Origin of the sequence: Lactococcus sp. dk101 (assembly GCF_009601055.1) — a bacterium.
In the GTDB taxonomy this organism is placed as follows: domain Bacteria; phylum Bacillota; class Bacilli; order Lactobacillales; family Streptococcaceae; genus Lactococcus.
Genome location: NZ_WITI01000001.1, coordinates 217,965 through 232,758, shown reverse-complemented (window position 1 = coordinate 232,758; position 14,794 = coordinate 217,965). Strand labels below are relative to the sequence as shown.

The window sequence follows — 14,794 nt, the reverse complement described above, 5'->3', positions numbered from 1 at the left end:
AGCTTTTATTATCCAAAGACATCAGCCATGATTTTACGGCCAGTCGCTGTCTGCGCTAATCCACCGTCTGCCGTCTCACGAAAGGCAGCAGGTAATGTTCGCCCTACATTGTACATGCAGGAAATGACTTCATCTACTGGAATTTTAGGCGCTACACCAGCCAATGCCATATCAGCTGAAATCATCGCTTGCGATGCTCCCATTGCATTGCGATGCACACATGGAATTTCAACCAAGCCTGCCAAAGGGTCACATATAAGCCCTAACATATTTTGAAGGGTTAAGGCAATGGCATATCCTGCTTGTGCTGTACTGCCTCCAGCAGCCATAACTAAAGCCGCTGAGGCCATGGCAGCAGCTGAACCAACCTCAGCTTGACAGCCTCCCTCTGCCCCAGAAATCGTTGCATTATTGGCAATGGCCAGCCCAAAAGCTCCACCCACAAATAGAAAATCTACTTGCTGTTGATGGCTCAATCCCAATTTTTGAGTAGCAGCGGTCAAAACACCAGGTAAACATCCCGCTGAACCAGCGGTAGGTGTCGCACAAATCAAGCCCATCTGTGCATTTACTTCGTTGACAGCGACCGCGTCACGAGCAGCACCCAAAATGACATCTCCTGATAAGGCTTTTCCTGATTTGATGTAGGCGTCCATCAATTTTGCATCTCCCCCCGTCAATCCAGTACGCGATTTTTCGCCCAGAAGTCCCTTCTCTACAGAGGCCAGCATGGTTGCCAAATTATGCTCCATCATCTCAATAATTTGTGCACGTTCACGCCCCGTTTGTTCGATTTCAATAGCAATCATCATTTCAGCAACAGAGTCGTATTTTTTAGCTTCTTCAATCAAGCTCTCAACATTTGTAAACTTTTTTACTTCCACTTTTATTTCTCTTTTCTGCTGGATTTAATTAAAGAAATTGACCGCATGAAGGTGAGGAATTGCTTTTACTTCATCAAATGCGTCATCAACATTTGGCGTATCGACCTCAAGTATCATAATGGCCTTCTCGCCTTTGGCTTCACGTGTTACATTCATTTGAGCAATATTGATGTTATGGTCAGATAAAACGCGAGAGACCTTAGCAATCATGCCTGGGACGTCCTCATGAATGATAACAAATGTCGGCATCCCCGCCGAAATCGAAATGTCAAAACCGTTGAGTTCGGTGACTTGTATCATGTCTCCTCCGATTGATATTCCAGTCACCGTCATTTCGCGGTTTCCTTTACGACAAATCAAGCGAGCAGTATTGGGATGATCAGCACGTTCTTCAGGATGAGGAACATAACTCACTTCCATCCCTTTTTCATAGGCAATTCGTGGCGCATCTGGTAAATTTTCATCATCAGTCTCCATACCGAGAACACCTGCTACTAAAGCAACATCAGTCCCATGTCCTCTGTAAGTTTTGGCAAATGATTCATACAAATGAATTTCGAGTTGATCTGGTAACTCTCCAAAAATAGAACGTACAATTTTTCCAATTCTTGCTGCACCAGCAGTGTGTGAACTCGATGGCCCCACCATAACTGGCCCAATAATATCAAAAACACTTTTATATCTTAGATTATCCATTTTTTCCCACTTTATTTTCAATAAGTTCTTTTTTTCACAAGTAATTATATCACAATTCGTCTGAGACTTCTAAAAAATTGAAAAAGAAAAAACTCACACCGTGAGTTTTCTTATTTCATATTAGTGACCAGTGTAAACTGATTTTGATTTTCCATACCAAGCTTTACCAAGCACCTTTTGGAGCCATGGTTGAAGCCATTTGTCAAGACCAAGTGCGCGACCAGATCCAGCCATCAAGGCAATTGCAACTGGGATGTACCAAAGTGATACCCAAGTCAACATTCCTGTTGTGGCAAACATAACAGTCAAGACTGCAGTTCCTGCAGAAGCGATGAATGTGAAGGCACCGAAGATCAAGCAAAGTGCAAGTCCCAATTCGACAAATGTCATCACTTTTTGCATTACCAATGCTGTATTGTAACCAGCATCTGTATTAGGCATGAAGACTTTCATCATTGATTGCATCCAGTGTGGTACACCATTTGTAATCGCTGCTGGAACTGTACCATATTCATATGTAATTCCTTTAGCAGGGTTAATATCTGTGATTGTAACACCGTGTTTTGCAAGTGTTGCAAGGGCTTGTTGAACAGTAACATCAGATGTTGTTGTTGAAACAGCTGTACTTGCACCTGCTGCTGCGTCTGCTGCATGAGTTGCTGCACGTTCAGCTGGTGTTTGGAGCCATCCACCATTAGATTTCAAGAATGTTGAAATTTTAAGGGTAGAGCCCATCCAAGATTGTGATGCATTACCAAAGAGTTTTGGAAGCACATCAAGCAACCAAGCAAGTCCAAAGAAGATACGAAGTGGGAAGAGCCAAAGCACGTTTCCACGACGTGATGAATGACCACGGAAAAGGTTACGTTCATCTTCAGTGTGGAAGATTTCGTTTTTAAGATAAGTGAAGCAATAGTAAGCTGAGTTAACTTGCAATGTGTAAAGAATGTAGATGAAGTTTTTCATCAACATTGCCCAGAAGCCAGTCAAACGGACTTTACCAATCATGGCAACGCCCCATTGTGAACCAACTGAAACCATTGTTCCTTGGTATTTACCAACGAATTTAGCTTTTTCTCCACCTTTGATTTCGGCAATGATGTTTCCAGCTGCAGTTTTACCAGTTTGTTCAGCTGCTTCAACGATTTGTGGTTGTGGACGACCTGATTTTTCGTCCATAACACCAGAAACGTCACCAGCAACATAGATGCCTTGACCTTCGAAGCCTTTAGCTTCCATGTAGTCATTGGCAAGCAAACGGTGGCCACGTTCAGTTTCAGTCAATTCAGAAGCTTGAGCTTCAGTATTTCCTTGAACCCCTGTTGTCCAAATCAAAGTGTATGAAGGAATTTGTTTTTCAACGTGTTCTTCACCACGGGCACCAACTGAAACCACGATGTGATCTTCTGCTGCGCCTGTAATCCCATGATTTGTAAGGATGTTAACATTTTTCTTTTCAAGATAAGCATGTGCTTTATCTGCTTGTTTACGATCCAATGTGTTCAAGATTGTTGGCATCATTTCAACAACGTTGAGTGTGATTTCACTTTCGTCAATCTTCCAATCACGCGCAACTTTTTTACGCCAATCAACCAATTCACCGACCATTTCAATTCCGGTAAAACCAGAACCAGCAATATTGAATGTCAACATTGCTTTACGTTTTTCAAGGTCTCTTTCAACTGAAGCTAATTGAACCATACGTTCCAATTGACGTTTGATTCTCAAAGCATCGTCCATTGACCAAAGTGTGAAACCAAATTCTTTAACACCTGGTACACCAAAGTCGTTTGGTTCGCCACCGATAGCAACGATAACGTAGTCATAGTCATAAACACCATTTTCAGTGATGACTTTTTTGCCTTCTTTATCGAGTTTTACTACTGAATCAGTAATAAGGCTAACGTTTTTGCGTCTTCCAAGCAATTTTTGTAAGTCATATTGTGCATTTGTAAATGGAACACGACCTGCTGCAACTTCATGAAGTTGAGTCATACTTGTTTGGTAGCTGTGACGGTCAATCAATGTGATTTGAGCTTCATCTTTAAGTGCTTTTGACAGTTTACGAGTGGCTGAAATTCCAGCGAAACCTGCTCCAAGTACTACGATTTTCTTCTTAGACATCGAGATATTTCTCCTAATAAGTTATAAATAATAATAATTCAACCTTTATTATAGTCCTTTTTACGCATTTTGTAAAGTTTTTGCGAACAAAACAGTACGTGAAAATTTTTTTAATCTTTTCACAAAAAAATAAACCTGTTTGATTTCCCAATGTCAAACAAGTCTATCCTTTACTTTCTTCTACTTCTTTTTCCGATATAAAAAGCAATTCTAAGTTAAAAATAAGAGCTTTATAAGTTTGTGAATATTTCACTCATTTTTCACTTAGTTTTCATTTCAACGAATTGAGAAGAACCTGATTGGGCAAACCCAAACATTTACTAAAAGGAAGCAGGTAGTCAATGTCTTCTTGCGTTTCTTGTTTCAAAAGTGACACTCTACTGACGCCATTTCTGACCTCAATCGTCATCTTGTGTCGGTCATCGACAAACAAGTGAATGCTGTCACTTTCTCCCTGATGAATGCTGACTCCCAAAATCTTTCCGTCGTGTAGCTGGCAAGTTTGTGCGCCGTGAAGATAAGAGTCAATCACTAATTTGAGGATGGCGCTTTCGATGTTAGGGCTATGGGAGCTGACTTCTGAAATGTGTGGATGCTCGATTTCTTGGCTTTCAATGTGTTTACTTCTCATTTGAGCACCTCCTTTCTGTTAATTCTATTTTATCAATTCTTTTTATGAGTTTAAAATGAAATACAAATTAAAGTTTTCTAATTATATAAGTTTTCATTTATTGGTAAATTAACTTCTCTTTTGATAAAATTGTCCCAAAGAAAGGGGTGAAAAATGAAAATTACATTTGATGAAACCGTCAGCCAACGCTTGTCAGAGCTGACAAAAACAATTCCAGCTGATTTAGTCCTTGATTTTGACCACACCTTGAGTCGTGAACTTGTTGGACAGGACTGTTGTGGCATTACACGTTACCGTCTGGTATTGATTAAGCAAAACCAGCTTCCTGACGTTTTTGACGGGTCGATTCCTTCAAATTGCGGGCTGATTTACTATAAAAAATGGGGCACCATGTACCTTGACCCTCAGATGCAAATTCGGAAAAATGGCCCCTTAATCGAAATCATGGGCGCTGGTGAATTGATTGCACCAAATATCGAAATTGTTGACTTTAGAAATGAACAAATCCAAGTTACAATAAAATAAAAAGTTGTCAGTACTGACAACTTTTTTTATTTATTTTCAGCAATGAATGCAAGGACGGTTTGATTGAACTTGTCCGCGTCTTCCAAGTGTAAAATGTGTCCACAGCCTTCAAACAAAACGGCTTTTGAATGCGGATTGTTTTGCAATTTTAGGGCTGCTGGTGCATATTCGTGTGGAAAAACAGGTGATAATTCGCCAGCAAAAAAGAGATGTGGCTTTGTTTCTTGAGTCAATGTAGCACGCCAGTCCTGCTCGATAACATTTAGTAAAAGGCTTCTATATGCTTTAAAGTCAAAAGGATACATTTTCTTGCCTAGTTGACGTTTGATGTCATCTGTTAATTTCTTGCGGGTTAATTTGGTGCGTGGAAAATCAATGACAAATTGGCCTAAGTCTGATAAAGAACGGCCAGTTTTGCCGTCCAACCAATCATCATGACGCATGAAAGTTGGCCCCTGATCCTCTGTGATGACCAGTCTTAAGTCTTTGTCTGTGAACAATTCTTCATAAGCCATGATGGTAGCGGCACCCATCGAATGTCCCAGTAAAATAGGCTTTTCAACCTCCAAGTGCTTGATCAGTTGATTCAAGTCCGTTGCTAACCGCGCTAATTTCAAACCGTAATTCACTTTTTGAGAAAGTCCATGCGAGCGGTGATCATAAGTAACGACAAAAAAGCCCGCTGCTGCAAATGCATCAACTTGACAACACCAGGTTACTTCGCTAGTAGAGTACCCATTGACTAAAATAATGGCTTGATTTTCTGGATTTCCATAAGTATGATAATGGATTTCAACGGCATCATTGGTAATAAAAAAAGACATTTTTTCCTCCAAATCTCTCTTTTTATTGTAACAAAAATTCTGTCAGGACTGACAGAATTAAATTGTGAATAGTCAAGCAATTTTAGGATGTCTGAAAAAGCTTTCTTTTACTGCTGTTTCTGAAAAATTCGTGAGCAGGTTCAAAAAGGTCTGTTTAAAACAAGAAGCTGGCAATGGAAAGTCTTCTGTAAGCCATGTCGCAATGAGAGCGGATAGCATTTTTGACATCGCGAATGCCATTTTGTTGATATTGAGCCGTTTATTTTTATATTTATTTTTTAAATAGGGACGGAGCCATTTTTGAAAAAAGGACTCTGATTTGATTTGCCAATGCGCCGACAAACTCGTTGTGTAAAAAGCTCTCAAATCTTGCCGATATTGATAAAGCAAAGGCAACACGTGTTCTGCAAAATTCTCAAGAAACTTATGATGGGCTTGATGTTTTTGCTCGCCAAACACTTTTTCCATGTGCCTGAGGAGCTGACTTGACAAGTCTTCTTTAATTTCTTGAACATTTCGATAGTGTTTTTGATAAATGGCCTGTCGGCTGATTTGAGCTTCTTTTGCAATCTCGGTCAAACTAAACTCCGATTGTTCTGGTGATTTCAGTGCTAGTCTAAAATAGGCGTTGATGATTTGTTGACGTGTTTCCCGCCCCATAAAATAACCTCCAAAAAGCAGAATGATACCCGCAAATGAAACGAAGCTGCTTCATTTTTGGAAATCCATTTTACTATATTGCCTGCTTTTTTTCAACCTAATACTGTTTAACTTTCAGTTATACTGAAAGTTAAAGTTTGCGTTTCACGCAAACCACTTCTTGCGCATAAAAGATTTGTCCATTTGCTTAGTTGCTAAAGCAACAAGAGCAAAAGGCCAGCGCAAGGCAGTATATTTGCAGTTGATCTAATAAACGTACTTTCAGTACGTTTAAAAATCAACTAGTATAAAAACGAATTGACTCTTGTCAATCCGCTTTCTTATTGTTTTGTGTTTAATCCAGTTCATTTCCATTTGTTGCTAGGACACGTTTGAACCAATGGAATGATTTTTTCGGAACCCGTTTCATATCGCGTAAGTCGTGATTGCCACGATTGACATAGACGGCACCATACCGTTTTTCCATATCTGCGTGCGAGCTTGGAATATCAATCAAGCCCCAGCCCAAATAACCAATCACATCGACACCGTCAATGAACATGGCGTCTTTCATGGCTTGAATATGGTCTCTATGATAAGAAATACGTAAATCATCTTCGATTTCATGCACTCCGTCCCATTGTTCACGAATTCCGATTCCATTTTCAATAGGGAAAATCGGTAAACCGTACTGATTGTACAGTCGCGTCATGATATTTCTGAAGCCTGTGCTATCAATCGTCCAATCCCATTCACTTGCAGGCAGGTTTTTATCAATCACCATGCCGTCATTCAAATAACGATTTGGTGCTTCTCCTGCTTTGATTTTGCTACTGTCAAGTAAAGCCGAACGATAATAGGAGAAGGAAATGAAATCTGCTTTCCCTTTAGCTAAAATGTCGCTGTCAGTGCTGACAAAGTCCATGTCAATGCCTTGATTTTTAACGAATGTTAACACTTCATTCGAATATTTTCCATAAGTATAAACATCACAAAGGTTTTGATACAAAAACTCTTCTTGTTTTCTGACCGCTAAATTGTCTAGCGGCGAACTTGTTGCAGGATAAATCTCTGTGTAGGCAACCATACCACCAATTTTAGCATCTGATGTTTCATGCAAATAATCCGAGATTTCACAGTGCGCCAACATGGTATGATGGAAAATGGTGTACAGGTCAGACAGGCTTTGATTTCCCTTTTCATAGCCTGAAATATGGAAACTTTCATCAGTGAAATACAGGTTATGTTCATTGAAAACAATCCAATATTTGACACGGTCAGAAAAGCGATCTACCATGGCCTTACCATAACGCACAAAGGCATCTTTCACATGGCGAGACATGAAACCATTGTATTTTTCTGCCAGATGAAGCGGCATATCAAAATGATAAAGACAAATCATTGGTTCAATGCCGCGGGCGATTAAATCATCAATCAAGCGGCTATAAAAAGCAATGCCTTCTTCATTGAATTCCCCATCTCCATCAGGACAAACCCGACTCCAAGAAATTTGAAAACGATACATGTTCATGTTCATTGCTTTCATCAAATCCAAATCTTGTTCATAATTATGGAAGTTGTCAATGGCAACGTGCCAATCCATTGTATTTTCAGTTGCAGGCCGTACATCATAAACGGATAAACCTTTTCCGCCTTCGTTCCAACCGCCTTCAGTTTGCATTGATGAGCTTGAATTTCCCCAGAAAAATTTTTTTGGCATTTCTTTAGTCACTTGATTTCCTCATTTTCTATTCTTCACTAACTAATAAAATTATTTTGCGTTAGGCACGTCTATTTTATTCACTTATTCTTATCACGAAAAGGTCTGTCAGCTCTGACAGGCCTTTCAATTTAATTGTTTTCTTCTTCAGCTTCTTGAGCCAATAACATCTTATCGTACTTACGGGCGAAAGGCAGGTAGAGCAAGATAGATTCCAAAAGGGCAACGATTTGAAGCACTGCATATTGCCAACCACCTATTAAGAAACCTGAAATAATTGGAGGTGTAGTCCAAGGTGCTGCAACCCCGTTCATTGGTGGGACAATTCCGAAGTAAATCGCACCATAAACAGTTGCAGAAACAATAACTGGAGTCAAGAAGAATGGAATGGCAAGAACTGGGTTCATCACCATTGGCAATCCGAAAAGGAAAGGTTCATTGATATTAAACAGTCCTGGCACCATTTCAACTTTACCGATTGATTTCATTTGTTGAGATTTTGCAAAGAACAAAGTAAAGATAATCAAACCAAAGGTAATCCCAGAACCAGACAAGTTAATAAAGTTATTGTAAAACTCGTTGGTTACAATGTGAGCACCATTTGCCAAAGACAATTTATGTGATTGGTAGAGGGCTGCATTGGCTGCTGTATTGGGGATTAAGAATGCTGAAGCGATTGCTCCCATGATGATTCCACCATGGACACCAAAGAACCAGAAGAATGGAACCAAGAGGGCAATGACGATAATTCCACCAAATGAGTCACCAAGACTTTGAAGCGGAACACTGAGCCAGTGATAAATAAAGGTTACAAGGTCCGTGTTTCCGATATTTTTAAACATGGCATAGACAACTGTTGCCACAATGATAATAACACCTGTTGGAATCATAGCTGTAAACTGATTGGCTACATTTGCTGGCACTTGTTCAGGAAGTTTAATTTTCCAACCTGCATTCATCATGGCTGTGTATGCCCAGCCAGATAAAATCCCAATTACAATGGCAGCAATCATTCCTTGTCCGCCCTGCCAAGATAAATTGATAACACCTGTTACAGGATTATTCAAGAAGACTTGCATGGCATCCGGCAATTTTTCAAAAGCGGCTGTCGCTTGAGTTCCTGTCAATGTACCAATACCTGATGCTTCATTTCCAGTAGCCAAAGCTGCTGTAATTGGATTTGCGATAGACAAAGATTGAACGATGAAGAAGGCAGACAATGATGTCAAACCAGCTTGCAAGGCAACATCGCCATAACCCGCATCTTTGACATAAATATAACCAATCCCTACAGCTGCCCATATGGCAAGAATACCAAAGGACATGGCATAGGCTTGACTAAAAATCGCAGCCCAACCGTTATTGGTTAACCAAGTCGCAACTGACGGAATTGGCAAATTGGCAAGAATCAAGAAAATTGATCCGACAATGATGAATGGCATGGCATAAAGCATCCCATTTTTTAAGGCATTGACCGCACGCGTATTAACGAACTTCATAATCGGCGGCAACACTTTGTCATTTATGAACTCATTCATAAATAAATCCTCCAAACAATTTTTTTTAACAACTGCACTTAGCTGTTGATTGAATATGTCGTAATAATGACTTACAAGACTATCATAATACCCCTCGCAATTTTTTGCAAGGGGTTTCATTAGTTTTGTAACAGGTTACATGTTTGGTTACATTTTGACATGCTGTTGCTTTATTTTTCCGTTAATTTCTTATTTTCGTATAAAAAATATGTCTCTTGGTTACGCGAATCTGTCTGACTGGCGACCAGTTGATAATTAAGCGCCAGATATTCTGGGACTCTTGATTTGGGATTGATGAGTTGATTTGATTTGACGAGTGCTTTGGCATCTGTCACAACAAAATCAACCTTCTTGTCAGAAATGACAGCCGATTGTCCATCATTTAAAGCGGGATAATTTTTGTAAGCAATGTTATTTTGAGCAAAATAAGGGCTTGTCGGCAATACATCTGCTGCCATATAGAAGCCAACATCTTGAACACCATAACTCAACAGCGTCGCGTGTGGCACACGATCAATCAGCTTGGCAAAAGTAAGTTGAGGCGTTTTATTGGTTTGCACAAAAAGTTTCGAGTCCAACAGATTATTGTTGACTAAAAAAGGAAACAAGATTGCCAGAAAAATTGAAGCCAAAGCCGTCATCATACTGAGCTTGTTTTTGCCCTTAAAAAATGGCTCAAGCCACTCAAAACTAGCAATCCAACCCAAACTGAAAAAGGGAACCAAAATCAAGAAATAGTAAATCCAAGGTTGCCCGTCAGCTAAAGCAAAAATAGTCGCAAAAGCAAATGCAGTCGCAATCAGCCCAATCTGAACCTGATTGCTTTTCCGCCTCAAATTTTTCACAATATAATAAACTTCAGCAGCAGCTAACAGAAAAAGGAAAGGATAAGCACGGAAGCCATTGAGCAGTTGCTGAGCAATCTGATGAAGATGTCCCAAGAAAGTTTTCGAACTACCATAAGTTGTCAAATTAACCCAAAAATAAACATTAAAAAGAGCATTTAGACCATTATTTAACAAAAAATAAAGCAAAATAGGAAGCGTGGCGACAAAAAAGCCAAGCGCGATCACTACAAGCCCGCGAACAAAGTGACGCAGGTCTTTCTTGAGCAGGAGACGAGCGGCCCAATAGACATAAAAACCCACATAAGCGCCAATCATGGTGTATTTTGTCCAAAACAAGAGCCCTGTAATCAAACCAAAAGTAAACAAATCAAGAGTCGAAAATCGAAAGCGATTTTCTTTGGTCTTTCGAATGACGACGTAAATCAAATACAAAATTGCTGGAAAAGCAAACTCTTCTGCCGAATCTCCTGTGACAAACCAAGCCGTATTGGCACACAAAGAGCTTGCGCCCAAGATAAGCGCTGGTAAAAATAAGCTGGCAAAGAAAGCAAACCGTTCCGTTAAGAAATAACGTGCAATCTTGTAAAAAAGACAAAGACTTGTCAGTAATGACAGACTTTCAAGCAGATAAACGCCATAAAAATTGTTTCCCGTCACAAGATAAGCCAAAGCATGAAGAAAATACAAAACGGGACCCTTTTGTTCAAAAAGGTCCTTGTATGGCACCAATCCATGCACAATCCCTTTGCCAACCGTCATAAAATAATTGGGGCCAGACCAAGGATTTGTCGCATAAAAAGGTGAATTTTCACTGTACAAAAACATACTTACAAAGGATAGAAAGCCAAAAAGTGCAACAAGGGGAGCTTTTATGCGGTCTCCTTGTTTCTCTTTCCTCCTCAGCGTCTTGTTTTCCATTTTTTCTCCACGTATCAAGCATAAAAGCCGATACTCGTTTGATGTGTCATAGGTAAATCAAGTTTTTTAAATCATTTTTAAAGCAGACGAAAAACGTGCAATCTCTAGCGATTCCAATTTTCTGTCTTTATCTGCCTTATTTCTCAGTCGCTTGGTGTGCCAAAATTTCAATTAAAGCAAGGACTGGAAGTTGACTCGTCAAGTTTTCAAGCGGGTCGTATTCTGAAAATTCTGTTTGAAAATTATAAGTCAAATTGATATTTGACAACTTAGAAACGGTTGTATTTTCAGTGTTGGTAATCGAAATCAGCTTTGAGTCTGCTTCTTTTCTCAGCTTGAGCATAATGTCAATCATCTTGTCCGTCTCACCAGAAGCAGACAAAACAATAGTCAAAACATCTGCCGCTCCTTGACCTTTAACTGCTTGATAAGGGTCAGAAATGGCATAACTCTCAAGGCCGATATTGGAAAAATAACGGGCGCCATATTGAGCCAATGCTCCCGAAGTCCCAAGACCAATAAAAACGACATAACGCGCCTGACGAATGAGTTCAACAGCATCATCCATCAGTTTAGCATACGTTTTTTCACTAATGCTTCTCAAAAACAAATCCAATTGAACTAAATTTTCATAATAATTGACAGGGACTTCAAGCACTTCTTTGCTGTTTTTTAAATAAAAACGTAAATCAGCCCAGCCATGAAAGCCCAATTTATTGGCCATTCTCATGACCGTTGCCGTAGAGACATGAACTTTTTCTGCACATTCGCGCACCGTCATCGCTTGTGCCGCTTCCATATTGGCTAAAATATAGTTGAATACGGACGCCTCAAGCTCGTTTAACGTTCTTACCTTTTCTGGAATAAAATTCATTTTAATTTCCTCACTGTTATTGTACCAAAAAAGTTCCTGTCAGTGCTGACAGAAACTTTTTTCTTATTTCATTACAATATTAACCAGTTTATTTGGGACTGCAATCACTTTTACAATGTTGCCTGTCAACTGTGCAGCGACAGCTTCTTGGCCTGCTTGGGCAAGTGCTTCGCGTGATAAATCTTTAGGGATTTTAATTTTTGCTTTCAATTTTCCGTTGATTTGAACAACAACTTCGACTTCATCTTCAACTAATTTTGATTCGTCAGCGGTTGGCCATGCGACATATGAAATTCCTGCTTCATTACCCAGTTTCACCCACAATTCTTCAGCGATATGTGGTGCGAATGGTGCCAAGAGTTGAACAAAACCTTTAGCGTATTCAAGAGGAAGCTTTTCTGCTTTATTGGCACTGTTGACAAAAATCATCAATTGAGAAATCGCTGTGTTAAAGAGCATATGGTCTAAACGTTCCGTTACATTTTTAACCGTTTCGTTATAAACTTTATCAAGACTTCCGTCATTTTCGGCAACTACTTTATCATTGTCAATCAAACGTACGACACGATCGAGGAATTTACGTGCGCCTTCAAGTCCTTCTTCTGACCAAGCAATACTTGCATCAAGTGGGCCCATGAACATTTCGTAAATACGCAAAGTATCTGCACCGTAACGTGCGACCACGTCGTCAGGGTTGACAACATTTTTAAGTGATTTAGACATTTTAGCAGGTGCTTGTTCTAATTCTTCACCTGTTTCAATATTAAAGAATGAACCGTCACGTTTTTCGACTTTATCAGTTGCAACAAGTGCACCACGGTGATCACGATATGACGTTCCCAAAATCATGCCTTGATTGAATAATTTTTGGAATGGTTCTTTAGTAGGAATAACGCCTAAATCATACAAGAATTTGTGCCAGAAGCGCGCATAAAGCAAGTGAAGAACCGCGTGTTCCGCACCACCAACATAAATATCCGCTGGCAACCATTGTTTCAAAAGTTCTGGATCTGCCAATGCTTCGTCATTGTGTGGATCGATATAACGTAAGTAATACCAAGATGAGCCAGCCCATTGAGGCATGGTATTGGTTTCACGACGTCCTTTGACACCATCTTCGCGTGTAACTTCAAGCCAATCTGTCAAGTTTGCAAGTGGTGATTCTCCTGTACCAGAAGGTTTGATGTCAGAAGTGACAGGCAAAACAAGTGGCAAATCTTTTTCAGGAACGGCCGTTGATGTGCCATCTTCCCAATGAATGATTGGAATTGGTTCCCCCCAATAACGTTGGCGAGAAAAGAGCCAGTCACGTAAACGATAGGTAATTTTCTTAGTTCCGACTTCTTTTGCTTCAAGCCATTCGACAATTTTAGCAATCGCTTCTGCTTTATCAAGTCCATCAAGGAACTCAGAGTTAATATGAAGTCCGTCCTCAGTATAGGCCGCTACTTGAACATTTCCACCTTCCAAAACTGGAATAATTTCAAGTCCAAAGACCTTGGCGAATTCCCAGTCACGTTCATCGTGCGCAGGTACAGCCATGATGGCACCATGTCCATAGCTTGCAAGAACATAGTCCGCAATCCAAATTGGGATTTGTTTACCATTTACAGGGTTGATGGCATAAGAACCTGTCCAGACCCCTGTCTTTTCTTTTGCAAGGTCAGTACGTGCCAAATCAGATTTAAGGCTGGCTTGGCGTTTGTATTCGGCAACGGCTTGTGCTTGTTCTGCTGTTGTGATTGCTTCAACCAAATCATGTTCAGGTGCCAAAACTGCATATGTTGCACCAAAAAGTGTATCTGGACGCGTCGTGAACACAGTAAATTCTTGGTCTGAATCTGCCACTTTAAACGTTACGTCAGCCCCAGTTGATTTACCAATCCAGTTACGTTGCATTTCTTTGATTGATTCTGGCCAATCCAAGTCATCCAAGTCGTCAAGCAAACGGTCAGCGTAAGCTGTGATTTTCAAAATCCATTGGCGCATTGGTTTTCTGACAACAGGATATCCTCCACGTTCAGAAGTTCCGTCAGCCAGTACTTCTTCATTGGCAATCGCTGTTCCGAGTTCTTCAACCCAGTTGACTGGGACAAAGGCTTCATAAGCTAAGCCTTTTTCGTACAATTTAGTGAAAATCCATTGCGTCCATTTGTAAAATGAAGGGTCTGTTGTGTTTACTTCACGATCCCAGTCATAAGAAAAACCAAGGCTGTTGATTTGACGTTTAAAATTGGCAATGTTTTCTGCAGTGAATTCGGCAGGGTCATGTCCTGTGGACATGGCATAGTTTTCAGCAGGCAAGCCAAAAGCGTCCCACCCCATTGGATGAAGGACATTGTGTCCTGTCGCACGTTTGTAACGGCTCAGAATATCTGTTGCTGTATAACCTTCTGGGTGACCGACGTGTAAGCCAGCTCCTGAAGGATAAGGAAACATGTCTAAAGCATAAAATTTAGGTTTGTTTTTGTCAGTACCAGTACGGAAAGTTTGGTTGTCCGCCCAGTATTTTTGCCATTTGGCTTCAATTTCTTGATGGTTATATTCCATAAGTTCTCCATTTTTAAATGATT

General features: G+C 40.1%; 12 protein-coding genes. 1 reads left to right on the top strand and 11 read right to left on the bottom strand.

The genetic code is table 11. From position 1 onward, the window contains the following. Window positions 1-8 precede the first annotated feature (8 nt). The 4 genes from sdaAA to GHI45_RS01165 form a co-directional block, all read right to left on the bottom strand. Window positions 9-884: an L-serine ammonia-lyase, iron-sulfur-dependent, subunit alpha gene (sdaAA, locus tag GHI45_RS01180; protein WP_147779325.1), complete on the bottom strand. Its 876-nt coding sequence runs from the start codon at window positions 882-884 to the stop codon at window positions 9-11. A gap of 24 nt (window positions 885-908) precedes the next feature. Further along, window positions 909-1,580 (bottom strand): L-serine ammonia-lyase, iron-sulfur-dependent subunit beta, encoded by a 672-nt coding sequence (gene sdaAB, locus GHI45_RS01175; protein WP_147779324.1) that lies wholly within the window; start codon window positions 1,578-1,580, stop codon window positions 909-911. 120 nt (window positions 1,581-1,700) lie between these two features. Then, a complete protein-coding gene (locus GHI45_RS01170; RefSeq protein WP_147779323.1) occupies window positions 1,701-3,704 on the bottom strand; it encodes an NAD(P)/FAD-dependent oxidoreductase in 2,004 nt (667 codons plus the stop codon). 271 nt (window positions 3,705-3,975) lie between these two features. Further along, window positions 3,976-4,335 carry a hypothetical protein gene (locus GHI45_RS01165; RefSeq protein WP_147779322.1) on the bottom strand — a complete coding sequence of 120 codons (360 nt, stop codon included), beginning with the start codon at window positions 4,333-4,335 and terminating at the stop codon, window positions 3,976-3,978. Window positions 4,336-4,488: 153 nt separating this feature from the next. On the opposite strand from GHI45_RS01165, the gene GHI45_RS01160 reads away from it, so the two are divergent. Continuing rightward, window positions 4,489-4,860, top strand: coding sequence for an iron-sulfur cluster biosynthesis family protein (locus GHI45_RS01160; RefSeq protein ID WP_147779321.1), 372 nt, complete (start codon window positions 4,489-4,491; stop codon window positions 4,858-4,860). Between the two features lie 26 nt (window positions 4,861-4,886). Here GHI45_RS01160 and GHI45_RS01155 read toward each other — a convergent pair whose 3' ends face one another. The 7 genes from GHI45_RS01155 to leuS all read right to left on the bottom strand — a co-directional run bounded on the left by GHI45_RS01155 (window position 4,887) and on the right by leuS (window position 14,771). Then, complete coding sequence (locus GHI45_RS01155; protein ID WP_147779320.1) at window positions 4,887-5,684, bottom strand: alpha/beta fold hydrolase; 798 nt, start codon at window positions 5,682-5,684, stop codon at window positions 4,887-4,889. Window positions 5,685-5,756: 72 nt separating this feature from the next. Beyond that, entirely contained in the window at window positions 5,757-6,344 is a 588-nt protein-coding gene (locus GHI45_RS01150) for a TetR/AcrR family transcriptional regulator (RefSeq protein ID WP_147779319.1), read from the bottom strand. Window positions 6,345-6,678: 334 nt separating this feature from the next. Beyond that, on the bottom strand, window positions 6,679-8,043 hold the full coding sequence (locus GHI45_RS01145; RefSeq protein ID WP_147779460.1) for a glycoside hydrolase family 1 protein: 1,365 nt from the start codon (window positions 8,041-8,043) through the stop codon (window positions 6,679-6,681). 131 nt (window positions 8,044-8,174) lie between these two features. Further along, window positions 8,175-9,581: a PTS sugar transporter subunit IIC gene (locus tag GHI45_RS01140; RefSeq protein ID WP_147779318.1), complete on the bottom strand. Its 1,407-nt coding sequence runs from the start codon at window positions 9,579-9,581 to the stop codon at window positions 8,175-8,177. A gap of 170 nt (window positions 9,582-9,751) precedes the next feature. Beyond that, complete coding sequence (locus tag GHI45_RS01135) at window positions 9,752-11,347, bottom strand: glycosyltransferase family 39 protein (protein WP_147779317.1); 1,596 nt, start codon at window positions 11,345-11,347, stop codon at window positions 9,752-9,754. A 136-nt stretch (window positions 11,348-11,483) separates the two neighbouring features. Next, window positions 11,484-12,221 (bottom strand): MurR/RpiR family transcriptional regulator, encoded by a 738-nt coding sequence (locus GHI45_RS01130; protein ID WP_147779316.1) that lies wholly within the window; start codon window positions 12,219-12,221, stop codon window positions 11,484-11,486. Between the two features lie 63 nt (window positions 12,222-12,284). Next, window positions 12,285-14,771 carry a leucine--tRNA ligase gene (gene leuS, locus GHI45_RS01125; RefSeq protein WP_147779315.1) on the bottom strand — a complete coding sequence of 829 codons (2,487 nt, stop codon included), beginning with the start codon at window positions 14,769-14,771 and terminating at the stop codon, window positions 12,285-12,287. Window positions 14,772-14,794: the final 23 nt, after the last annotated feature.